The 24,255-nt window shown below is 59.6% G+C and carries 17 protein-coding genes; 8 read left to right on the top strand and 9 right to left on the bottom strand.

All coding sequences use genetic code 11. The features are described 5' to 3' along the window. The first annotated feature begins 175 nt into the window (after nucleotides 1-175). The 8 genes from melA (GA0061102_RS07245) (at nucleotide 176) to GA0061102_RS07210 (ending at nucleotide 10,839) form a co-directional block, all read left to right on the top strand. Nucleotides 176-1,642 carry an alpha-glucosidase/alpha-galactosidase gene (melA, locus tag GA0061102_RS07245; protein ID WP_092845408.1) on the top strand — a complete coding sequence of 489 codons (1,467 nt, stop codon included), beginning with the start codon at nucleotides 176-178 and terminating at the stop codon, nucleotides 1,640-1,642. Nucleotides 1,643-1,779: 137 nt separating this feature from the next. Further along, nucleotides 1,780-3,864, top strand: a complete 2,085-nt coding sequence (locus tag GA0061102_RS07240) for an ABC transporter substrate-binding protein (RefSeq protein ID WP_092845406.1) — start codon at nucleotides 1,780-1,782, stop codon at nucleotides 3,862-3,864. A gap of 158 nt (nucleotides 3,865-4,022) precedes the next feature. Then, complete coding sequence (locus tag GA0061102_RS07235; protein ID WP_092845404.1) at nucleotides 4,023-5,033, top strand: ABC transporter permease; 1,011 nt, start codon at nucleotides 4,023-4,025, stop codon at nucleotides 5,031-5,033. Continuing rightward, complete coding sequence (locus GA0061102_RS07230) at nucleotides 5,033-6,160, top strand: ABC transporter permease (protein WP_092845402.1); 1,128 nt, start codon at nucleotides 5,033-5,035, stop codon at nucleotides 6,158-6,160. The genes GA0061102_RS07235 and GA0061102_RS07230 overlap by 1 nt, the downstream gene beginning before the upstream one ends. A 13-nt stretch (nucleotides 6,161-6,173) precedes the next feature. Further along, nucleotides 6,174-7,844 carry an ABC transporter ATP-binding protein gene (locus GA0061102_RS07225; protein WP_092845400.1) on the top strand — a complete coding sequence of 557 codons (1,671 nt, stop codon included), beginning with the start codon at nucleotides 6,174-6,176 and terminating at the stop codon, nucleotides 7,842-7,844. Between the two features lie 18 nt (nucleotides 7,845-7,862). After that, entirely contained in the window at nucleotides 7,863-9,233 is a 1,371-nt protein-coding gene (gene melA, locus GA0061102_RS07220) for an alpha-glucosidase/alpha-galactosidase (RefSeq protein ID WP_092845398.1), read from the top strand. 180 nt (nucleotides 9,234-9,413) lie between these two features. Further along, complete coding sequence (locus GA0061102_RS07215; protein ID WP_092845396.1) at nucleotides 9,414-10,556, top strand: fumarylacetoacetate hydrolase family protein; 1,143 nt, start codon at nucleotides 9,414-9,416, stop codon at nucleotides 10,554-10,556. A 49-nt stretch (nucleotides 10,557-10,605) separates the two neighbouring features. Beyond that, nucleotides 10,606-10,839: a hypothetical protein gene (locus tag GA0061102_RS07210; protein WP_139115038.1), complete on the top strand. Its 234-nt coding sequence runs from the start codon at nucleotides 10,606-10,608 to the stop codon at nucleotides 10,837-10,839. Between the two features lie 90 nt (nucleotides 10,840-10,929). Here the strand turns inward: GA0061102_RS07210 and GA0061102_RS07205 are convergent, their stop codons facing one another. From GA0061102_RS07205 to GA0061102_RS07165, 9 genes are all read right to left on the bottom strand, one after another. Then, a complete protein-coding gene (locus tag GA0061102_RS07205) occupies nucleotides 10,930-11,406 on the bottom strand; it encodes a cyclic nucleotide-binding domain-containing protein (protein WP_004124544.1) in 477 nt (158 codons plus the stop codon). Nucleotides 11,407-11,458: 52 nt separating this feature from the next. Then, nucleotides 11,459-14,173, bottom strand: coding sequence for an ABC transporter ATP-binding protein (locus tag GA0061102_RS07200; protein WP_092845392.1), 2,715 nt, complete (start codon nucleotides 14,171-14,173; stop codon nucleotides 11,459-11,461). Nucleotides 14,174-14,411: 238 nt separating this feature from the next. Then, nucleotides 14,412-15,557, bottom strand: coding sequence for a glycosyltransferase family protein (locus GA0061102_RS07195; RefSeq protein ID WP_092845650.1), 1,146 nt, complete (start codon nucleotides 15,555-15,557; stop codon nucleotides 14,412-14,414). Continuing rightward, nucleotides 15,554-16,813, bottom strand: a complete 1,260-nt coding sequence (locus GA0061102_RS07190; protein ID WP_092845390.1) for a glycosyltransferase family 4 protein — start codon at nucleotides 16,811-16,813, stop codon at nucleotides 15,554-15,556. Before GA0061102_RS07190 ends, GA0061102_RS07195 begins: the two co-directional genes overlap by 4 nt. Before the next feature lie 17 nt (nucleotides 16,814-16,830). Next, nucleotides 16,831-18,045 carry a glycosyltransferase family protein gene (locus tag GA0061102_RS07185; RefSeq protein ID WP_092845648.1) on the bottom strand — a complete coding sequence of 405 codons (1,215 nt, stop codon included), beginning with the start codon at nucleotides 18,043-18,045 and terminating at the stop codon, nucleotides 16,831-16,833. Between the two features lie 101 nt (nucleotides 18,046-18,146). Then, nucleotides 18,147-19,322, bottom strand: a complete 1,176-nt coding sequence (locus GA0061102_RS07180) for an ABC transporter permease (RefSeq protein WP_092845388.1) — start codon at nucleotides 19,320-19,322, stop codon at nucleotides 18,147-18,149. Then, complete coding sequence (locus GA0061102_RS07175) at nucleotides 19,319-20,317, bottom strand: ABC transporter permease (protein ID WP_092845386.1); 999 nt, start codon at nucleotides 20,315-20,317, stop codon at nucleotides 19,319-19,321. The genes GA0061102_RS07180 and GA0061102_RS07175 overlap by 4 nt, the downstream gene beginning before the upstream one ends. After that, entirely contained in the window at nucleotides 20,310-22,226 is a 1,917-nt protein-coding gene (locus GA0061102_RS07170; protein ID WP_092845384.1) for an ABC transporter substrate-binding protein, read from the bottom strand. The genes GA0061102_RS07175 and GA0061102_RS07170 overlap by 8 nt, the downstream gene beginning before the upstream one ends. Beyond that, nucleotides 22,220-24,130 carry an ABC transporter ATP-binding protein gene (locus GA0061102_RS07165; protein WP_092845382.1) on the bottom strand — a complete coding sequence of 637 codons (1,911 nt, stop codon included), beginning with the start codon at nucleotides 24,128-24,130 and terminating at the stop codon, nucleotides 22,220-22,222. The genes GA0061102_RS07170 and GA0061102_RS07165 overlap by 7 nt, the downstream gene beginning before the upstream one ends. Nucleotides 24,131-24,255: the final 125 nt, after the last annotated feature.

Below are 24,255 nucleotides of genomic sequence, written 5' to 3'. Positions count from 1 at the left end.
CCTCCGTAATTATAGGCATAATCCCGTCAGAAAACAGCGCTTGACCGCCGACGAGGACCGGCGATTGGAGAAAAAACCGCAATTTCGGCCCGTTTCGTAACCGATACGATCATAGGGCAGAGATGCTGCCGGCTCCCCCGCCGCTGATTGTTCGACCGACTTGAAGGTGAGGATCATGAGTTTCAAAATCGCTATTATCGGCGCAGGCAGCGTCGGCTTCACGAAAAAGCTGTTTACCGACATTCTGTGCGTGCCGGAATTCCGCGACGTCGAATTCGCGCTGACCGATCTCAGTGAGCACAATCTGACGATGATCAAGGCGATCCTCGACCGGATCGTCGAGGCCAACAAGCTGCCGACCCGCGTCACCGCGACCACGGATCGCCGCGCGGCGATCGCAGGCGCGCGCTATATCATCAGCTGCGTGCGGGTCGGTGGCCTCGAGGCCTATGCCGAGGATATCCGCATTCCGCTGAAGTACGGCATCGACCAGTGCGTCGGCGATACCATTTGCGCCGGTGGCATTCTCTATGGTCAGCGCAACATTCCGGTCATTCTCGATTTCTGCAAAGATATCCGCGACGTTGCCGAGAGCGGCGCCAAATTCCTGAACTATGCCAACCCGATGGCGATGAACACCTGGGCGGCGATCGAATACGGCAAGGTCGACACGATCGGTCTTTGCCATGGCGTCCAGCATGGTGCCGAACAGATCGCCGAAGTGCTCGGCGCGAAGGACAAGAGTGAGCTCGACTATATCTGCTCGGGCATCAACCACCAGACCTGGTTCGTCGATCTGCGCCTCAACGGCCGCAAGATCGGCAAGGACGAATTGATCGCCGCCTTCGAGGCGCATCCGGTCTTTTCGCAGCAGGAAAAGCTACGCATCGACGTGCTTAAGCGGTTCGGCGTCTATTCGACGGAGAGCAACGGTCACCTGTCCGAATACCTGCCCTGGTATCGCAAGCGGCCGGACGAGATCAACAAGTGGATCGATATGTCCGACTGGATCCATGGCGAAACCGGCGGTTATCTGCGCTACTCCACCGAGACGCGCAACTGGTTCGAGACGGAATTCCAGCAGATCCTCGACGGCGCCTCGCAGCCGATCGATGTTAGCAGGCGCTCCAACGAGCATGCCAGCCATATCCTTGAGGCGCTTGAAACCAACCGTGTCTACCGCGGCCATTTCAACGTCAAGAACAATGGCGTCATCACCAATCTACCTGATGATGCCATCATCGAATCCCCTGGCTTCGTCGATCGTTTCGGTATCAACATGGTGGCGGGCATCACCTTGCCCGAGGCATGCGCGGCAACCTGCATGTCGTCCATCAATGTCCAGCGCATGTCGGTGCACGCCGCCATCAGTGGCGATATCGACCTGTTGAAGCTTGCCGTTCTGCACGACCCGTTGGTCGGTGCCATCGCCACGCCGGAGGAGGTCTGGCAGATGGTCGACGAGATGGTCGTCGCCGAAGCTCGCTGGCTGCCGCAATATGCACATGCGGTTGATGGGGCCAAGGACCGGCTGTCGCGCAGCAAGGTCAAGACGCGCGACTGGAAGGGCGCGGCAAGCCGCAATGTCCGCTCGATCGAGGAATTGCGGGCAGAAAAAGCCGCCCTGAAACAAGCTGGTTGATGCAGGCAGAGTTCGGGAAATGAGAATGCGGCGGGGATTTCAGCGGAGATCCACCGCCGCAAATCGACTATTTCCCCTGTACTGGAGGAGCGCGGCGCCTCGAACAGAGCGCACGCAAAAGAGGGAGAGAGAAAAAGATGAGACATTTTCGACCGATCGGCCTTCTAGCCGCGTTGACGATTGCCACATCGGCGATCGCCATCAGCGCCTATGCGGCCGAACCGACAGTGCCACCGGTTCCAGCGGTCTTCCCGGCGGAAGGAAAGATCAAATATGTCGAGCGCAGCTCGATCCTGGAGTTCAAGGCGCTACCGGACTATCACGAGCCGGCCTGGGTTACGGACAAATTCGTCAAGAGCGGCAAGCTGCCGCCCGTGAAAGACCGCCTGCCGAAGGAGCCGCTCGTCTTTAAGACCGGCAACATGCCCGACGGCATCGGCGTCTACGGCGACACGCTGCGACACGTCATTGGTGGCCGGCCGGAGGGCTGGAACTATGGCGGCGGCCAGACACAGGGTTGGGGCGGCATCGACATCGGCCTTTCCGAATGCCTGACGCGCACCGCGCCACTCTTCCAGGTCGAAGCCAAGGATACCGAACCCCTGCCCAACCTCGCCAAGGGCTGGGAATGGTCGACGGATGGCCACAAGCTCACCATGCATCTGGTCGAAGGCGCGAAATGGTCCGACGGGGTGCCCTTCAACGCCGACGACCTGATGTTCTACTGGGAAGACGAGGTCAACGATCATAACGTCTCGCCGCTGAACGGCGCTAGCCCGGAAACGTTCGGGGCCGGCACGACGCTGAAGAAAATCGACGATTACACCGTCGAGTGGACCTTCAAGGATGCGTTCCCGAGACAATATCTCTACGCCATGGCGTACGGCACCTTCTGCCCCGGTCCGTCGCATATCCTGAAGCCGCAGCATCCGAAATATTCGAAGAACACTTACGAGCAGTTCAAGAATGCGTTCCCGCCGGAATTCATGAACATGCCTGTCATGGGCGCCTGGGTGCCGGTCGAATACCGTTCCGACGACATCATCGTGATGCGCCGCAACCCTTACTACTGGAAGGTCGACGAGAAGGGCAATCAGCTGCCTTACCTCAACGAGCTGCACTACAAGCTCTCGACCTGGGCAGACCGCGACGTGCAGGCGGTTGCCGGCTCCGGGGACTTTTCGAACCTCGAACAGCCGGAAAACTTCGTTGCCTCGCTGAAGCGCGCCGCACAACCCGAAGCTCCAGCCCGTCTCGCCTTTGGCCCCCGCCTCATCGGCTATAACCTGCAGATGAATTTCTCCGCCAATGGCTGGGGCAATCCGGACGCACGCGCTCAGGCGGTACGCGAGCTGAACCGCAACGAGCACTTTCGCAAGGCCGTCAGCATGGCGCTGGATCGCAAGGCAATCGGTGAGTCGCTGGTCAAGGGACCGTTCACGGCGATCTATCCGGGTGGCCTCTCCTCCGGCAGCAGTTTTTACGACCGCAATTCGACCGTCTATTATCCGTTCGATCTCACCGCCGCCAAAGCCGAGCTTGCGAAGGCCGGCCTCAAGGACACGGACGGCGACGGCATCGTCAACTTCCCCGCTGGCGTCAATGGCGGCAAGGACGTGGAACTCACTCTTCTGGTCAACAACAGCTACACCACGGACAAGAGCCTGGCCGAAGGTGTGATCGCCCAGATGGAGAAGCTCGGCCTGCGCGTCGTCATCAATGCGCTCGACGGCAACCAGCGTGACGACGCCAACTACAGCGGTCGCTTCGACTGGATGGTTCGGCGCAACACCACGGAGCTCGCCTCGGTCGTGCAGAACACCGAGCAGCTCGCGCCGGTCGGTCCGCGAACGAGCTGGAACCATCGCGCCGGCTCGGACGGCAAGGTCGATCTGATGCCGTTCGAAAAGGAGATGGTCGATATCGTCAACAAGTTCACGCAGTCGCAGAACAGTGACGAACGCGTGGCTCTGATGAAGAAGTTCCAGAAGATCTCGACCGAGAACCTCTACAATATCGGCCTGACCGAATATCCGGGCGCGCTGATCATCAACAAGCGCTTCTCCAACGTTCCTCCAGGCACGCCGATCTTCCTGTTCAACTGGGCAGAAGACTCCGTCTTGCGCGAACGTCTCTGGGTGGCTGCGGACAAGCAGGGCAAATACGAGCTGTTCCCCGATCAGCTTCCGGGTGCCCCGGGCAGCGCCGGCCCGATCAAATAGGGCCATATGAAGCTCCCCTGCCAGCCGGCATGAGGTCGGCTGGCAGGGAACCTGAAGCATCCCAGCGACTCGCTGTCGCCGGACAAGAATGAACCGCTGACGCATATCGTCCTGATGGAATGAGACTGCTGACAGCATCAAGAGAAGCGAACCGTCCGATGTTACGATTCCTGCTCGTTCGCATAGCCTCCGCCATTCCAGTGCTCTTCATCCTGAGCGTGGTGACGTTCGCTATCATTCAGGCACCGCCGGGCGACTATGCCGATTACATCCGCTCGCAATTGATGAACCAGGGCGGCGCGTCCTTCGAACAGGCAGATGCTCAGGCGCAGGCCTACCGCCGCGAACATGGTCTCGATAAGCCGATGATCGTCCAGTATTTCAACTGGGTCGGCGGCATCGTCACCAGAGGTGATTTCGGATATAGCATGGTCTATAACAAGCCTGTCGCCGATGTCGTCGGCGAGCGTCTGCCTCGAACCCTGGCCTTGGCGCTGGTGTGCCACATCCTGGCCTCCATCCTCGGCATCGGTTTCGGCATTTGGGCGGCAACACGGCAATATAGCTGGATCGACAATCTGCTTGCCGGCATATCCTTCCTCGGCATGACCGTGCCGCGCTTCCTGATGGCGCTGATCATCGTCTATATCCTCGTCTTCCAGCTTAATGTCTCGGAGATAGGCAGCTTCTTCTCGCCGCAATATGGTGGCGCCCCCTGGTCATGGGCCAAGTTCGTCGATCTGGTCAAGCATGTCTGGCCGGTCGTTGCGATCGCCACCTTCGGCGGCCTTGCCTACAATATGCGCGTCATGCGCGGCAATCTTCTCGATACGCTGAATGCCCAATATGTGGAGACTGCACGGGCGAAAGGTCTTTCCGGCGGCGCGGTCGTCATGCGCCATGCCGTGCCGAATGCGCTGCATCCGCTGATCATGTATCAGGGCGTCGTGCTTCCCTACATGCTGACCGGTGAAATCGAGACCGCAATCATCTTCTCGCTGCCCACAGTCGGGCCGGCTATCGTCGGCTCCATGGCCGTCGGCGACGTCTATGTCACGGCAACCTTCATGATGGTGCTTTCGGCAACCCTCATCATCGGCAACATCATCGCCGACATGTTGCTTGCGCTGCTCGATCCGCGCGTGCGTCAACAGGGAGGGATCCACTAATGCTCGCCTTCAGCAACTCCCCGCCCCCACCGGAAGAAAAGATCAAGCACAAAGGCGGCAGCGAAAGCTACGTCGCACTGGTCTGGCGACGCCTGAAGCGTTCCTGGACGGGTATGAGCGGCCTTGTCCTCGTCATCCTGCTTCTGCTTATGGCGGTCTTTGCCGAATTCGTCGCGCCGCTTGATCCCAAGGCGACCGACACCGGCTTCGCGCCGCCGCAGGTCATCAGCTTTCACGACAAGGACGGCAATCTCGTCTTCCTGCCTAGAGTCTACGCGCTCGTCGAGACCACCGATCTCGACCCGGTCACCTTCCAACCGATCGTCGGGCCGGATTACGATCACCCGCGCCTGCTCGGCCTCTTCGTCAAAGGCGACCCCTATTACATGTTCGGCCTGATCCCCGGTAATCGGCATCTCTTCGGTGCGACTGACGGCGGCCCGGTTCATTTCCTCGGCACGGACAAGTTCGGCCGAGACGTGTTGTCGCGCGCCATCTACGGCTCGCGTATCTCGCTGATGATCGCCCTGACGGTCGTTGCCATCGTGACCATCGTCGGCACCACGATCGGCATGATCTCAGGCTACTTCGGGGGTGTCCTCGATACCTGGATCCAGCGCTTTGTCGAGGTCGTTCTCGCCTTCCCGCAAGTGCCGCTTTATCTGGCCTTGACTTCGCTGATCCCCGTGACAGCGCCGACCAATGTCTTCCTTGCCTTCGTCATCATCGTCATGTCTGCACTCGGCTGGGCACAGATGTCACGCGAGGTTCGCGGCAAGACGCTGGCATTGGCAAGGATCGACTACGTGCGAGCAGCGATGGCGATCGGGGCCACCGACCGGCGTATCATCCTGCAGCACATATTCCCGAACGTCATGAGCCACGTCATCGTCGCCGTGACGCTTGCGATCCCGAGCGTGGTTCTGCTTGAATCCTTCCTGGGTTTCCTGGGTTTTGCCGTCAAACCGCCGCTGATCTCCTGGGGTCTGATGCTGCAGGATACGTCGACCTATTCGGTCATCGGCTCCTACCCCTGGATTCTCTCGCCCGTCGCCTTCGTTCTCGTCACCGTCTTCGCCTTCAATGCGCTCGGCGACGGACTGCGCGACGCGATCGACCCTTATTGAAAGGAGAACGGATATGGCTCTCGCACTCGTCAATCCCTTCGCTCCCGACATTCGCTTCGACGCCGGCGAAAGGGCCGTCGCGCCTGTTATCGATGCCCGCAACATCGCCGTCAAGTTCAAGGTCGAGGACGGCGTGGTCGATGCCGTCAAGGATATCTCCTTCCAGCTCTATCGCGGTGAGACCATTGCCATCGTCGGCGAGTCCGGTTCCGGAAAATCGGTAACGGCCCGCACCGTGATGGGGCTGCTGACCAAACGCGCCGTGGTTTCTGACAAGTCTGTCGTTCATTATGACGGCAAGAATGTCCTGAAATTCTCGGAGCGCGCCCGCCGGCAACTGCGCGGCGACCGCATCTCGATGATCTTCCAGGAGCCGATGAGTTCGCTCAACCCGATCTATACGATCGGCAGCCAGATCGTCGAGGCGATCCGTGTTCATCGCAAGGTTAGCCGCCGGGACGCCGAAAAGCGGGCGCTCGATCTATTGAAGCAGGTTCAGATTCCCGATCCGGAAGCAAGGCTGAAGCAATATCCGCATCAGCTCTCTGGCGGCCAGCGCCAGCGTGTGATGATCGCCATGGCGCTTGCCAACGATCCGGACGTGCTGATCGCCGACGAGCCGACGACGGCGCTCGACGTGACCGTGCAGGCGCAGATCCTGAACCTCATCCGCGACCTGCAAAAGCAGCTCGGCATGGCGGTGATCCTGATCACCCACGACCTGACCGTGGTGCGCCAGTTTTCCGATTATGTCTACGTGATGCAGCACGGAGAAATGCGCGAGCACAATACGACGGAAGCCTTGTTTGCTCATCCGCAGCACCCCTATACGAAGCATCTCCTGTCGTCGGAGCCGCGCGGCCGGGCAAAACCACTGCCGCCGAACTGTGATACCGTTCTCGAAGGCAAGTCCGTCAAGGTCGCCTTCATGATGCGGCATGGCAGCTTCTTCAAACCCGACATGCGCGAGCTCGTCGCCGTCAACGGTCTGAACCTGGAACTTCGCCGTCATGAAACGCTCGGGCTGGTTGGCGAATCCGGCTCCGGCAAGACGACCTTCGGCCAGGCACTTCTGCGCTTGATCGATGCCGATAGCGGCGAGATTTTCTTCGACGGGCAGGCAATCCATGGCAGATCTCGCGCCGAGATGCGGCCTTTGCGGTCCCGTATGCAGGTCGTCTTCCAGGATCCGTTCTCGTCGCTCAATCCGCGCATGACCATCGGCCAGATCATTTCCGAGGGGCTGGTGGTCAACAATATCGGCGCCAACAGGGCCGAGCGGCTGGACCGCGTCAAGGACGCGCTCGTCAGCGCCGGCATGCCGGCCAACATTCTCTCGCGCTTCCCGCATGAGTTTTCCGGCGGACAGCGCCAGCGTATCGCGATTGCCCGTGCCATCGCGCTCGAACCGGAATTCATCCTGCTCGACGAGCCGACCTCCGCGCTCGATCTCTCCGTTCAAGCCCAGATCATCGACCTCCTGCGCAAGCTGCAGGACGAGCGGGGCTTGAGCTACCTTTTCATCTCGCACGACCTCAAGGTCGTCCGCGCCCTTTGCCATCGCGTGATCGTCATGCAGCACGGCAAGATCATGGAGGAAGGGCCGGTCGACGAGGTTCTGTCCCATCCCAAGACCGCTTACACCGAACGCCTCGTTAGAGCGGCGTTCGAGGTAGCTTCATAGCATCCAGGAGATTTTGAAATGACAAGCACTCCCAAGATCACTTTCATCGGCGCCGGTTCGACTGTCTTCATGAAGAACATCATCGGCGACGTCTTGCAGCGCCCGGCGCTCGCAGGCGCAAAAATCGCTCTGATGGACATCAATCCGCAGCGGCTGGAAGAAAGCGCGATCGTCGCCCGCAAGCTGGCTTCGACGCTCGGCGCTCCGGCCACGGTCGAGATCTTTACCGATCAGCGCAAGGCGCTGGACGGCGCTAATTTCGTCGTCGTCGCCTTCCAGATCGGCGGCTATGAGCCCTGCACGGTGACCGATTTCGAAGTGCCGAAGAAATATGGCCTGCGTCAGACGATCGCCGACACGCTCGGCGTCGGTGGCATCATGCGCGGCCTGCGCACGGTTCCGCATCTGTGGAAGATCTGCGAAGACATGCTCGCCGTCTGCCCGAACGCAATCATGCTGCAATATGTGAACCCGATGGCGATCAACACCTGGGCGATCGGCGAGAAGTACCCGACGATCAAGCAGGTCGGCCTTTGCCATTCCGTGCAGGGCACTGCCATGGAACTGGCGCACGATCTCGACATTCCCTATGACGAGATCCGCTATCGTTCGGCCGGCATCAACCACATGGCCTTCTATCTCGAATTCGAGCATCGCCAGCCGGATGGTTCCTATCGCAATCTCTACCCGGATCTCGTCCGCGCCTATCGCGAAGGACGTGCGCCGAAGCCCGGCTGGAATCCGCGCTGCCCGAACAAGGTACGCTACGAGATGCTGACCCGCCTCGGCTATTTCGTCACCGAAAGCTCCGAACATTTCGCCGAATACACGCCCTACTTCATCAAGGAAGGCCGCGAGGACCTGATCGAGAAATTCGGCATTCCGCTCGACGAATATCCGAAGCGCTGCATCGAGCAGGTGGCGCGCTGGAAGAACCAGGCCGAGGAATATCGCACCGCCGAGAAGATCGAAGTCAAGCAATCGAAGGAATATGCCTCCTCGATCATCAATTCGGTCTGGACCGGCGAACCTTCCGTCATCTATGGCAACGTCCGTAACAATGGCTGCATCACCTCGCTGCCGTACAATTGCGCCGCGGAAGTCGCTTGCCTAGTCGATGCCTCCGGCATCCAGCCGACCTATGTCGGCGATCTGCCGCCGCAGTTGACCGCCCTTATCCGCACGAACATCAACGTGCAGGAACTGACGGTGAAAGCCCTGATGACTGAAAATCGCGAGCACATCTACCACGCAGCGATGATGGATCCGCACACGGCCGCCGAACTCGATCTCGACCAGATCTGGTCGCTGGTCGACGAGCTGCTGGTCGCTCATGGCGATTGGCTGCCGGAATGGGCGCGTGGCAATCGCAAGGTTCAGGCCGCCTAAAGCTACTCTCTCCCGGCTTGCGGCCCAAGGGGCCTCGCGGCGCTGCCGCGAGGCCTTATGTCTTTGGCCCACCGGCAGAAAACAAATGTCCGCAACACGCTGAATTACCGACAGACGCCGGATGGCAAAGCCGGACCGACTGCGCTAGAAACGGGTCGGAGTTTTGGGGAGATCGAAGACATGGCCAATTCAGACATTTTCAGTACCGGTACATTTATTGGACGTATCTGGCGCCCCGATGTCGAAGGCCCTGCTCTCGTCACAGTCCAGGATGGCACCGTTTACGACATCACCTCGAAAGAGGCGCCGACTGCGCGCGACCTTCTGGAGAAAGACGATGCGGTCGCTTTCGTCCGCGCGCAGCAGGGCGAAGCGGTCGCAAAGCTTGACGACTTGCTCGCAGCAAAGGCCGATCGTGCGACCATTCATCTTCTCGCTCCAGTCGACCTGCAGGCGATCAAAGCCTGCGGCGTCACCTTCGCTCGCTCGATGCTCGAACGCGTCATCGAGGAGCGCGCAGCCGGCAATCCGGATCTTGCCGAAGCGATCCGCGGCAAGGTGACCGCGCTGATCGGCGACAGCTTGCGCAACCTCAAGGCCGGCTCGCCTGAAGCCGCCAAGGTCAAGGCCGCGCTGATCGAGGAAGGTGTCTGGTCGCAATATCTCGAAGTCGGCATCGGTCCCGATGCTGAGGTCTTTTCCAAATCGCAGGTGATGTCCTCGGTCGGGCTGGGCGCGGACGTTGGCCTGCATCCGATCTCCAAGTGGAACAATCCGGAACCGGAAATCGTCCTTGCCGTCGACAGCCAGGGCCGGGTCAAAGGCGCAACGCTCGGCAACGACGTCAATCTGCGCGATGTCGAAGGACGGTCCGCACTGCTGCTCGGCAAGGCAAAAGACAACAACGCCTCCTGCTCTATCGGGCCATTCATCCGCCTCTTCGACGAAACCTATACGCTCGATGATGTGCGCAATGCCGATCTCGACCTGAAGGTCGAGGGCGAGGACGGCTATGTATTGCACGGCCGCTCGTCGATGAAGGAAATCAGCCGCGATCCCCTTGATCTCGTCTCGCAGACCATCGGCCGCCATCACCAATATCCCGACGGCGTTGTGCTGTTCATGGGAACACTTTTTGCACCCGTCGAAGATCGTGACACTCCCGGGCAAGGCTTCACCCACAAGGTTGGCGACATCGTCACCATCTCCAACGATAGGTTGGGCGCCTTGCGGAACCGTGTGCTTCTATCGACAGAATGCCCGCCATGGACCTTTGGCGTCTCTCACCTGATGCGCAATCTGGCACGGCGTGGATTGATTTGAAAAGCCAGACGGCCGACGCTTGGCAATGGTCTTTTTCAGCGAGTTCGGAATGATCGATATTGTTCGCATCGCATGCCTCATCCTCGCAATTATCGGGATCGGCGGCGGATGGCGTCGCATCGTCGCAACGAATGTCCAAGCCGCGAGCAATCCGGCTTTCAAGACTGATAAGGCAGCGAGAAAGGCTTTCGTTCGGGGAAGGATGAAGGCGACCTGGCGCCTGCTTCTCATCGGCTGGGTCGGGATCACGCTTCTGATCTCGACCTTCTTTATCGCCTACTAGCAGGCGAAGGATAAGCGTAGTCCGATCTGGGTTGGATTACGCAGCGCTCTTCGCAAGGAATTTTAGCCGAACGAGGGGGATCGTCCCGCCTCAATGCGTGGACATTGGCTGCGGTTGGCTCAAACGGCTGCGAACGGCGGTGAGTTCGGAGGTCGTATGGTTCAGACGATCGGCAAGAACGCGCATGATCTCGACGGCCATTTCCGGGAAATCGCTGAGCAGCTTCAGGAAATGCTCCTTGCTGATCTTCAATGCCTCCAGCTTCGAGGTGGCCTTCACGGTCGCGGTACGGGAGACGTCGCAGAGGATGGCAATTTCGCCGACGATGGAGTTGAGGTCGACTTCGGCAACTTTGATCTCGCCGGCTGGGCTATCGACGAGAATATCAGCAGTTCCTGAAAGAACAACATAGGCCGCGTCGCCTTGATCGCCCTGATGAAACAGGATCTGGCCAGCATTGTAGCTAACGCGATCTGACGTAAACGCCAAAAGTTTCAACTTCGCAGGTGCGATGCGCGAAAAAATCGGCACCCGCTTCAGCATTTCGACTTCATCTTTCAGAAGCATGAGCTTCAAACCCCCAGTGTTCGGCCCCAGACGCCACTGTGCAGATAGAATATTACGATAACAGTTCTTTGAACATACCGTTTTTCTCTAAAAGATCGGTGGTCGATCCGCTTTCGACAAGGCTGCCGTGATCGAAGACCAGCACACGGTCGAACAGCTCCGCAAAACTCGGATTGGACAGGACCCAGATGATCGCCGGCGCATGGCCTCCATTGTCGAGATCACCGAGGATGGCTCTCGCAATCTGGTCCTGAATGCGATGGTCGAGCGCCGGCAGAGGACGATTGCAGATGATGTAATCCGCCCGTTTCAACAGCGCGCGTCCAAGATTGAGCTTCTGACGCTGCACATTCGTCAGGCGCTTGCCACCCGAACCGACATCGAAATCCAGGCCGATCGACAGAACGCCATCGTGCATGCCGAGACGCCCGAACACATCATACATGATTTGGTGAATCTGCTCGGGGGCATTCGCCTGCTGATGCGCGATGCGACCGAACAGCACATTGTCCATCAGGGTCGCGGAAGCGGTGAAGCGTTCCGGATCATAGCGCTCGATGACGCTGGCAAGATCCGCCGGAATGTTCTCATAGAACTTCGCGCGCGCCTCGACGATCTTCTCCATGAGCATCTGCGTCAGAAGACCGAAACGGTGGCGAGGCTCGATGTAGGAGAAACTTAGACGGATGATCGCGGAGCGTTCGTCGTCGGTCGCCGCCTCATAGCCCTTGCCGTTCAGCTTCTGCAGCAGCGCCTCATAGGTCGGAATATCCTCCGCCGTCATAAAGGTCAGCTGCTGGAAGAAGGGATGGTCCGGCGGAAGATCCGTGAAGAGTTCGACGGCGTTTTCTGCTATCTCCAGACCCATATCGTAGAGGTCGGAAATCAACCCCGTTTCTGCGAACAATTGCCGAAAATACGGATGCGCTGCAAGCTTGCGATTGGTCATCTGCGGCCGCTTCAGCGTGCCGAACAGCAGGTTTTCACCAACGGTCGCTTGCGGATTATAGGCATCGAACTGGAAGGGAACGACGAGATCCTCGAGCTTCTCCTCCTGCAGCCTTAGCCGCAATGCCTGACGCAGTTCGACGATGCGCGACGTCAGATCCTGATGTGTCGCCGTATCAACATTCGAGCGCAACGCCATGTCGAAAATGTCCTGCGACATGGCAACGGCATCCAGAACCGGGCGGATAGCCGAATAGATATCGTCCGGACCAGTCGCGCCTGCCGCAGCATAATCGACCCAATCGCTGTTGAGCTCCAGCTCGGGATTGGCCGCGCGCCGTGCCTCGTTCATGCGCCACTTGGCCTTAGTGGCCTCCTCCTCGTCATAGACGGGAGGAATGAGCGGAGCATGCTTGAGGCCATAGAGAAGATTGCTGCGCAACGTGCCGTGGAAGAAGAAGGTTTCGGAGGATGCGTAGGCGATGCGCCTTCCGGTCAGAGACTCCGGCAATTCCAATAGGTCACGCCCGTCAATCGAGACGCGACCGCTATCGGGCCAGACCAGCCTGCCGAATGCTTCGGCCAGATATTCGCCACCGGCGCCACTGTCGCCAACGACCGCGACCCTTTCTCCGGGACGGATCTCGACCGAGATGTGATCGAGCACGCGGGCGCCGCTGTCATCGACGACAGTCACGTTGGTCGCAACCAGGGAATGGGTGATGCGGCCTGCGGGTGCGTGCGAAACGACCTGAATTTTCGGATCGATCAGCTGGTCGACACTGAACTGCTCGACCACCTGATTGTACTTGACCTGAACGTCCTGGCGCGACTGGTCCCAGTCGATCAGCTCCTTGAGGGGGCCTGGCAAGTCCTTGTAGGCATTGATGACGGCGACGAGCTGACCGATGTCCAAACGCCCCTGCAAGGCGAGGAAGCCACCGACCAGATAGAACAGGAAGGGTGTGACCTGTGCGAGGAAGTTATTGATGAATTTTACCAGGAACTTCCACTGATAGAGATCGTAGCGGATCGAGAAGATCAGCCCGAGGCGGTGGGCGATGTCGGCGCGCTCCAGGTTCGTCGTGTCGTTGGCATGGATGGTGCCGATACCATCGACAATCTCGCCGACGCGGCCGGAAAGCTCGCGTGCCGTCAGCTGCCGCTGGCGGCCGAGCTCCAGCAACCGCTTGCGCATGCGGGGAATGACGATCGCCTGCACGGCGACGATGCCAGCGGCGATCATGCCCAGCCAGAAATTCTGCATGATGATGAAGATGAGAGCGGTGACCGCCTGACCGCCCAGGAGCGCCGGCTGCACGAAGGCATCGCCCGTGAAGCCGCCCATCGGCTCCACCTCATCCTTGATCATGGTGGCAATCTCAGCGGGCTTCACCCGCTTGAAAAGCGCCGGTGGGAACCGCAATACCCGATCGATCAACTCGAAACGGATACGACGCAGCATGCGCTCGCCGAGCCGGCCCTTATAGGTGTTGATATAGAGCTTGAAGAGGCCATTGAGGACGACGAGCGCCAGGAACACCAGGCTCAGCGCGACCAGCATCCACATACGGGTAAGCTGTATGCCGTGAAACAACACGATATGGCCGATCAACGGCACGTCGAAGGCGATGTGCATGAACGTCTGTGTGTCGCCGGGATGCTCGAAACCCTTACCCTGGATCGGCCCGTTGACGATCTGCTTCGGCAGGTCGAAGGACAGGAAGTAAGGGATCATCGAAGCCGCAACGACCAGCAGGATCCAAACCTGCTCCAGCCGGGTATTCGACCAAATATATCGCGCTAGGCTTTTTTCCATCGCTTATTGCAGGCTTTCAGATTCAAACGCCCAGCGCCGACCGGATGCCGGCACCGTTGTTGCAGAAATACAGGGTGAGTTTGTTGTGGATACGTGGCCCCATTGTGAAAAGGGACTCCGCCCGGTCCTTCGTCCACGCTCCTCCCGATTCATCGATTTCTTGATTTATATCACAAGATTGCAGGAATCCAGGAGCATAAATCGACGGGTCATCACGATCGGCGTCCCGCCTTGTCCGTCACGCGGCGCCGCGAACAATGGCCGAGGTCCTTGCCGCTCCGCTAAGATCGATGTCGGGGCTATTCGGCTTGGGCCGTGACAGCGCCGTCTCGACCGCCGTGACGAGCAAATCCGTCGTCAGTCCCGCTTCCGGCAAAGCGAGTGCCAGACCCAGCTTTTCCAGTCGCTCGGACCGAACCGATTGTTCTGTTTCGCCGCCGGCCGTGAACGGCACCAAAATGGCGCGGCAGCCGGCAACGAGGAGGTCGCCGACCGTATTGTAGCCCGCCTGGGAAATCGACAGCTCCGCCCCTCTCAGCAAGGACGGGAAATCCTTGCGGAAGCGGACGAGCTCGACATTTTCGGGCGCGTCGGCGGCCAGATCGGCAAAATCCTGTTCCGGCAAGTTCGGTCCGGTCACCAACAGCCAGCGGCGGTCGATCGCCACACGGCTTGCGGCCTCGAGCGATGCGCGGATGAGGTCGCGCCCGACGGCACCACCGCCAGCCGACACGACCATATCGAAGCTCTCGGCGGGCTCCGGGGGGAGCGCCGGCGCAACAAGCCCAGTGTAGGCGATCTTGTCGGCGATGGATGCGGTCAGAGGAAAGGTTTCTTCCAGCCGAATGAAATGAGGATCACCGTGAACGAGAACGCCGTCGAAATGATCGCGAAGCAGCCCTACTGTCTCCTCGTCGCGCCCCGGCTTCTTCTGCTGCTGTAGAATATCCCGTACCGATGTGTAGAGCCGCGGTTTGCGATCGGCCTTGGCGATGGCATCGAGCAAGGGCAGCAGCTCGAAGCGCATCTGCCGCCGTCCGAAGGGGAAGGCTTCGATGATGACGACATCCGGCTCGGCCCGCCGAAACGCTTCGAGCAGAAGCTCGCAACGGCGTGCCAGAAACGCCTCATCGACCGGGTTGCCGGACTGATCGGCAAGCCCGGAAAAGCCGGCGCTGCTGGCGACTACCGGCGGCAGCGTGACGGAGGTCACGTCGCTGCCGGGAAAGCCATTCACCGGAATACCGCCTGTGACGACCGTCACCTGGCAGCCGTCCTTCGCCATGGCGCTGGCAATGCGGCTGGCCCTGGCCAGATGGCCGATGCCGAGCAGATGCTGGACGTAGAAGAATATGCGCAAGGGGCTGGCATGCGTGGCTGTCATGCGGATTTCCGCCATTGATCTTCCTTTTGCCACTGCTCTTCGAACAGCCGTGTCAATTGCCGAATGCTGGCATGATGGTCGAAATGCTCGCGCACCCGCCGCTCAGCCGCATCACCGAGCCGGTGGCGCAGCGCCGGATTGCGGATCGCAAGCTCCAGCGCCGCCGCAAGCGCCTGGGGATCTTCCGTGGGAACCACGAGGCCGTTTTCGCCGTCATCGAGCAGTTCCGGAACGCCCGAGACATTGGTTGAGATGCAGACAAGGCGCTGGCTGGACGCCTCGACAAGCACATTCGGCAGACCGTCGCGATCGCCATCGGCGGCCACGCGGCAGGCGAGCGCGAAAATATCCGCCTGGCGGTAATGCGCCAGCACCTCCTCCTGTGCCAACGCTCCCTTCCAGGTGATGCGATCGGCAATACCGAGCGTCTCGGCCAGTACCTTCAATTTAGACAGGCCGTCGCCGCCACCGATATGGGTGAAACGCCAGCTGAGATCGCCCGGCAACAGTGCCAGCGCCTTCAGCAACACGTCATACCCCTTCTTCTCCACCGCGCGCCCAACGCTGAGGACGAAGGCGGGATCGGACGTCTCGGTGCCGTCGCGGTTGGAATGTTCGCCGGCAAAAGGTCCGAAGCGGTCGAGATCCAAGCCGTGATAGCTCAGATAGACCTTATCATCCACTTTGATCAGATCACGCATGTGCTCGAAGCCATTGCGTGTGCAGGTCACCGTCCAACGGGCCCGACCAAGCTTTTCCGAAAGCTCCCAGTTCGGCGAGGTCCAGATATCCTTGGCATGCGCCGAGCAGGTCCAAGGAATGCCGGTCATGATGCTGGCATAGGCAGTCACGGAAGCTGGCGTGTGGATGAAATGCGCATGCAGCCATCCGCCCCCGTCAGGCCATTCATGCGCCAGCACCAATGCCTGACCGAAGCGGCGCACGCGGTTCGGCGTGATATCCCGCTTGAGATCCGCCCAGAACTGCTTCAGCAGCCGCTTGAATCCCGGCTTGCCGAGGCTAGCAAAGAAGGCGCGCAGGACCCTTAAGGGTTCGTTGTGCAGATACTCCGGCAGATAGACCACGCGCGCCTTGATCTCGTCATGCACGGGATGGCGCTTCTTGTCCGTCGGCTTTCGCATCGAAATCAGCGTCAGGTCGAACCCGGCCTTTTCCAGGCCGAGAAGTTCCTGCGCGATGAAGGTTTCCGACAGGCGGGGATAGCCCTTGAGGACTACCAGTATTTTCTTTCGCATCGACGAGTCCCGACGATCTACTCGGCAACGATCGACAGCGGCGTATAGCGCTCGCGATCATCGAACCACTCGCCGACGGTGCGCGAAATATGCACCAGCCCTTCAAGGCGCATACTGCTGCTGCTCGCCGATGGCGGTGCACGGTTGGGCAGCCGCTTCAAGGCCGCGGCAAGCTGCTTCGGATCCGCGGATTCCTCGGGCAGCAGCATATCCACGAGACCGAGCTCGCTTGCCCGCTGCGCTCGGATCAGCTGCTCCTCGCGCGGCCGGGTGCGTGGAATGATCAGCGCCGGCTTGTCGAAGGAGAGGATCTCGCAATAGGTATTGTAGCCGCCCATGGCAACGACGGCCTTTGCGCCGGCGATCAGCTCTTCCATCTTGTTGTCGAACTCGATCACCTGCAGACAGGCAATCCTGCTTGCGCGTTCCAAGAGCTGGCTTCGCTCCTTAGCCGGCATATAGGGGCCGAGGACGATCAGCGTCTTGTGCGTCAGGGTTTCGTCGTGCTCGAAGGCGCCGAGGACATCGCTGACCAGGTCCGCGCCATCGCCGCCGCCGCCCGTCGTGACCAGGATATAATCCTCATCCGGCACATGTTCCGACTTCGTGCCGAGGGTGGAAACACTGCGCTGCAGGAAGCCGACGAACTCCATCTTCCGGCGTACGCCCATGGGAACGTCGAGACCGACGAGCGGATCATGAAAATCCGGCGGACCGTAGACCCAGACGCGATCGTAGAATTGGTCGATCTTGTGCAGGACGTTGTTCTTCTTCCATTCCGCATCCAAAAGGTGCGGTGCATCCATGACGTCGCGCATGCCGAGAACAAGTGTCGTGCCCCGCGCCTTGAGATAGGTCAGCGTCTCTTCGATTTCGCCCTTGAGCCCCATCGGCTCCTTGTCGACAATGAAGACGTCGGGCTGAAATGTTTCTGCGGTGTGGCGAATGATCGATTGCCGCATCTTCAGCGTTTCCTGAAGAGCGACATGGCTTGCCATCGAGGTATATTCGCCGTCCCGCAGCTTGATGACGCTCGGCACCTTGACGAAATCGACGCGCGACCGATAGTCGAAGGCACCGGCGATCGTCGCGCCGGAAATGATCAATACGTTCAGCCCGCGATAATCCTCCACGAGAGAATGTGCGATCGTACGGCATCGTCTGAGATGGCCGAGACCGAACGTGTCGTGGCTATACATGAGGATTCGAGCATCTTCTAAGCGCCGCTTCATGGGCAAAACCTCTGGGGGATGAAAGTCATGTACGCGGATGTCGGCAAACGACATCCGCGTCCGCTCCTCGAATTGCAATCCTGTCTTCGCCATTCACCCTGCTATTTGTAGGGATCGGCGGCATCGCGCAAGCCGTCTCCTAAAAAGTTGAACGCCAGAATGACCAAAATCACCGGGATCATCGGGAAAAGAAGCCACGGATAGAAGGCGATCACACTGACGTCCTTGGCCTCGGTCAGCAGAATACCCCAGCTCGTGATCGGCGGGCGCAGGCCTAATCCGAGGAAACTCAGCGCCGTCTCGCCGAGAATCATGCGAGGAACCGCGGTCGTCGCCGCAGCGATCAGATACGACATAAAGCCCGGCACAAGATGACGGCCGATGATGCGCCTTGTCGGTGCGCCCATCAGCTGGGCGGCAAGCACATAGTCTTCCTCGCGCAACGATAAAAGCTTGGAGCGAACGGCACGCGCAAGACCCGTCCAGTCCAGAATGCCGAGAATGATGGTAATGCCGAAATACACGATGATCGGGCTCCAGCTTACCGGCATGATCGCGGCTAGCGCCATCCATAGCGGCAAGCTTGGTATCGATTGAAGGATTTCGATCACGCGCTGAACAAGCAGGTCGAACAAGCCGCCGTGATATCCCGCAAGACCGCCGATGACGATCCCGAGCACGAAGCTGATGGCAATGCCGATCAGCCCGATCGTCAAAGAAATGCGCGCGCCATAAATGATCCGCGATAGCACGTCCCTGCCGAGCCGGTCCGTTCCCAGCAGATACATCTGGCCGCCGACGGCCGGGCAAACCAGATGGACGTTTGAATCCACCAGCCCCCAGAAGCGATAGGCATCGCCGCGACAGAGGAAGCGGATGGGCTGCACGTCCGATGTGTTGTCGGTATAGCTCCTGCGCAGCGTGTCGATATCGAGTGTCATCTTGCGGCCATAGACAAACGGCCCGACGAAGTTGCCCTTGTCGAAGAAGTGAATCGCCTGCGGTGGCGAATGAATATAGTCGACGTTGCGGCTGTGCAGCCCGTAGGGCGCCACGAACTCCACGATCAGGATCATCCCATACATCAGCGCCAGGAAGATGCCGGATGCGAGCGCGAGCTTGTGTTTCTTGAACTTCCACCACATCAGCTTCTTTTGAGAGGCCATGTAGTAGCGTTGCTGGCCAGCGGACATGGCCTCGAACTGATCCGGATCGAAATCCGCGCTCGAGACATAATGCTCCAGTGGGGCGCCAGGGCTTGGCAGGGGTGCGGTCACTTTGTGCTCCTGCCTTGCAAGCGGATGCGGGGATCGAGAAAGCCGAGAGCGATATCGGAAATCAACACGCCGATAACGTTGAGGAAGGCCAGGAACATCAGGAACGAGCCGGCAAGATACATGTCCTGGCTCTGCAAGGCACGGATCAGCATCGGCCCGGTCGTCTCAAGCGACAGCACAATGGCGGTGATTTCGGCGCCGGAAATGATCGACGGCAGGATGGAACCAATATCGGCGACGAAGAAGTTCAACGCCATGCGCAACGGATATTTGACCAGCGCCCTCAGCGGATGCAGGCCCTTGGCGTGCGCGGTGATGACATATTGCTTCGGCATTTCATCGAGCAGGTTGGCGCGAAGGCGGCGGATCATACCCGCCGTCCCCGCCGTGCCGACGATGATGACGGGGATCCACAGATGCGCCAAGATCGAACGCGCCTTTTCCCAGCTCATCGGCTGCGACAGGTATTTTTGATCCATCAGATGGCCGACCGACACGCCGAACCAGACATTGGCGAAATACATCAGGATCAGCGCCAGCATGAAGTTCGGGATGGCGATGCCAAGCAATCCGAGAAAGGTGAGGCCGTAATCGCCCCAGCTATATTGATGCGTGGCCGAATAGATGCCGATCGGGAAGGCGATGAGCCACGTCACGAGGATTGTTGTCATCGACACCAGAATGGTCAGCCACAGGCGGTCGCCGACCACATCCGATACCGGCAACTGATATTCAAAAGAGTAGCCGTAATCGCCCTGCAGCATGCCGGCGACCCAGCGGAGATATTGAACCGGAAGCGGACGGTCGAGCCCATATTCGTGGCGAAGCTCCTCAATCTTCTGAAGGTCCGCGGTCTCGCCCTGAGCGCGCAGCTCGGCGATCTGGCTTTCGAAGAAATCGCCAGGCGGGAGCTGGATGATGGTGAAGACCAGCATGGAGATGACGATCAGCGTCGGGATCATCACCGCAATGCGCCAGAAGATATATCTAAGCATTGGGACGATCCTCCTTCATCCAGAAGGTGTCTGGCATGTAGACCCCGAGATAGCAGGTCGGAGCGAAGCCATAGAGCGCCTTATCAGGCACGTTCTGCATGCGCGACGAGTGAACGATCGGCTGCAGCGTGCCATTGACGAGCCCGATGGAAAAAACCTGGTCCGTATAGATCTCCAGCATGTTGTGCCAGGTCTCGGCACGCTCGAAGGAGGAGGCGGCCGCCTCCCACTCATGAAGCAGCTTGACGAGTTTGGCCGCTTCCGGAACGTCCGGCGCAACCCCTTTCGTCTCGCGCGAGAGGTAATACATGCCCCAGAGCGGCCATTGCATCTGGTCGTTGGTCGTCGGTGCCAGCTCCGCCGGATTCATGTCCGCCGTCGGCGCACCATTGTCGAGGCCGTACCACAACGACATCTGAATGCGCCCGCCCATGGCGCGGCTTTGAAAAACATCGCGTTGCGAGACTCGTGTGAAAAGCGCAATGCCGACCTTGCGCCAGTGATCGGTCACCAGTTCCAGGACGTCGGAATCAAGCGTGCTTTCACCCGGCGTTTCCACGGTGATCTCCATCCGACGCCCATCCGGCAATAGGCGGATGCCGTCCTCGTCGCGCTTGGCGAGACCGGCTGCATCAAGGAGAGCATTGGCCTGATCCGGATCGTGCGCGATCCAGGCCGACGCATATTCCGGCTTGAAGAGCGGGCTGTCCGGCAGGACGGTGTTCGCGCTCTCCGTGCCAAGGCCGTAGAAGACGGCCATGTTAATCTCATGGCGGTCGATCGCCAGCGACATGGCTCTGCGCACCCTGACATCGCGCAGGACATCCCGCCAGAGGGGATCGGCGCTGTTCAGATTTGGAAACAGCGCGACGCGCGAGCCGCGCACCGATTTCCACAGATTGACCTTGACCGGATAGCGCTTCTCCGCCTCCTTCAGGAAGGTATAGTCGCTGAAGTCTATGCCGGTTGCCTGAAGATCGCTCTCTCCCGCACCGGTCTTGGCGGCGATGATCGACGACGAGCTGATGTTCAGGATCAGGCGGTCGATGTAGGGCAGCTGCCGCCCGTTCTCGTCGACGCGATGAAAATAAGGGTTGCGTTCGAATATGAACTGCTCGGCCGGCGGTGCAGTCGTGTTTTTCCAGGGGTCAAGTACCGGCAGATTGGGATTTTCAGGCCGGTACGAGCGGCCCATTTTGATATGAAGGTCCTGCCACTTCTTCGCCCGGTTTTCCTGCATCAGCGAAGCAAGGCGAATGCTGTCCTGGTATTTCTTGTGGAACTGCTTGAGATAATGCGCCGGGCCGGCGATGACCAGCGGCTGCGGGGCGGCAAGAATCGACAGAAAACCCGGATTGGGATCATCCCAGGAATAGCGCACCGTCAATTCGTCGAGCATCTCAAAACGCGGCAGGCTGCCGTGCGGTCGCAGCTCCAGGGCCCCGCCGCCGGGTGTCAACTCTTTGTTGAGGATGACATCTTCCCACCAGTAGCGGAAGTCATTGGCGGTGAAGGGATGCCCGTCCGACCATTTATGCCCTTCGCGCAACTTGAAGGTGAAAACCATGTCATTGACGGAGGAAAAAGACTCCAGAATATCCGGCTGCAGCGTCAGGTTGCGATCGTAGCCGACGAGACGGGCATAGCCGTAGATCGTCATGAAACGGATATCGTTCTGGCTGCCGATGATGGTGCGCACCGAGCCACCATAGTGGCCTGGCGCACGCCCCATGCCGGCGACGTTGACGACGCGCGGGAATTTCGGCAGGCGCTTGGCGAGATGCGGCAACTGGCCGGCTCTCAGCCAATCGGCGAGATATTCGGGCTCGTTGTCGACATCGGCTGCGGCAAGAGGCGCAGGAAGCACCGTGGAGGCCAGCAGGCCAAGAAAAGTTCTGCGAGTTACCATTTGCGCAACTCCTGGGCATCGACACCCCGGCGGGCGCGAACAAAATGACCGCCGCCCAAATCGGCATAGGCGAGATCCGCATCCGCACTTTCCGAGAATTGCGGCCCCCATTTCTGCCTGGCTGCCGGACCCTCGCTGTTCAGCGCCGAGAAATCCAGCGGCCGGTCGAGATCGGGGAACGGCACGGCGGCGAGCAGCGAGCGCGTGTAGGGATGGACGGGTTCGCGCAGGATGATCTCACGCGGTGCGATTTCGACGATGCGGCCCCGCGCCATGACGGCAATCCGATCGGCCATGTAATCGACCACGGCAAGGTTATGCGAGATAAACAGATAGGTCAGGCCGAGCTCCTTCTGCAGATCCTTGAGAAGATTGAGGATCTGCGCCTGGACCGAGACGTCGAGCGCCGAGACGGGTTCATCGAGGATCAGAAGCTTCGGCCCGAGAGCCAAGGCACGGGCAATGCCGATGCGCTGGCGCTGGCCGCCGGAAAAGCTGTGGGGATAGCGGCTCAGATAGTGCTTATCGAGCCCGATCGCCTGCATCAGCGCCTTGACCTTCTCCTTGCGTTCGTCGCTGTCGCCATGCCCGTGGATTTCCAGGGGCTCGCTTAGGATATTGCGGATGGTCATGCGCGGCGAGAGCGACGAGACAGGATCCTGGAAGACCATCTGTATCTTCGTGCGCAGATCCATCAACTCCCTGCCCTTGACGGCGAGCACATCGATCTTGCCGCCGCCGTCGTCGAAGCTGACGGAGCCGCTGTCGGCCCTGATCGCCCGCATGAGGATCTTGCTCACCGTCGTCTTGCCGCAGCCGCTTTCGCCGACCAGACCAAGACATTCGCCGCGGCGAATATCGAAGCTGACGTCATCCACCGCGCGGAATTTCGTGCCATCCCGCTTACCGAACAGCCCACCGGCCTTCGAAGTATAGGTCTTGGTCAGGTTGCGCACGCTGAGCAGGACTTCGGGCGCCGTGCCCGAAGTCCTTGGGCTGCTGCCAATGAGCTTCTTCTTGCCGGAGAATGTGCCGAGATTGACGGGAACCTCGCGCAAAGCCTTCAGCCGCTCGCCCGGTTTCATGTCGAAATGCGGCACGGCCGACATCAGAGCCTTCAGATAGCGATGCTGCGGCTTGCGGAAGATCGTATCGACCGGCCCCGCCTCCATGATCTCGCCGTGATAGATGACAACGACCTCATCGGCCATGTTGGCAACGACGCCAAGATCATGGGTGATCAACAGTATCGCCATGTTGAAGCTCTGCTGCAAATTACGCAGCAAGCCGAGGATCTGCGCCTGGATGGTGACGTCGAGCGCCGTCGTCGGCTCGTCTGCAATCAGCAGCGCCGGGTTGCAAATCAACGCCATGGCGATCATCGCACGCTGACGCATGCCCCCCGAAAGCTCGAAGGGATACATGTTGAACGTATGGTAGGGATCCTGAAAGCCGACGAGGCCCAGCATCTCCTCGGTCATTTCGCGCTGCTCCGCCCTGCTGATGCCGGGACGATGGATGCGGAGCGCCTCACTGATCTGATTGCCGACCGTGTGCAACGGCGACAGCGAGGTCATCGGCTCCTGAAAGATCTTCGCCATGCGTGCGCCGCGCAGCCTGCGCATCTCAACGCCATCACGCGGCAGCTGGAGAAGGTCCGTTGTCTGGCCATCGAGCGGATCGGTGAAGAGAATACGTCCCGTTGCCTTTGCCGCAGCGGGAAGAATGCCCATGATCGACTGACTGATAATCGACTTTCCTGAGCCGGATTCGCCGACCAATGCCGTAACCTTGCCGGGAAGCACCCTCAGGCCGGCATTCTTGACGACATTCAGCTTATCCCCATAAAGCGAGAACGAGACGTCGAGGTTCTCGATACGCAGCAGATCAGTCCCTGACGCCATACATATTACTTCCCACTCACCTGACCGTTGTGGCCTTATACGGCACACTAACGTAGGCCAGAACAGGTGTCCAGCTTGTCAAAGTAGTGGTGGGGCTGTTAAAAAACTGTCGTCTTTCCAGTGAT

The sequence above is a fragment of the Martinezella miluonensis genome, from assembly GCF_900094545.1.
GTDB lineage: Bacteria > Pseudomonadota > Alphaproteobacteria > Rhizobiales > Rhizobiaceae > Rhizobium > Rhizobium miluonense.
Note: the sequence above shows the minus strand (reverse complement) of the source record. Positions and strands in the feature narration are given on the sequence as shown.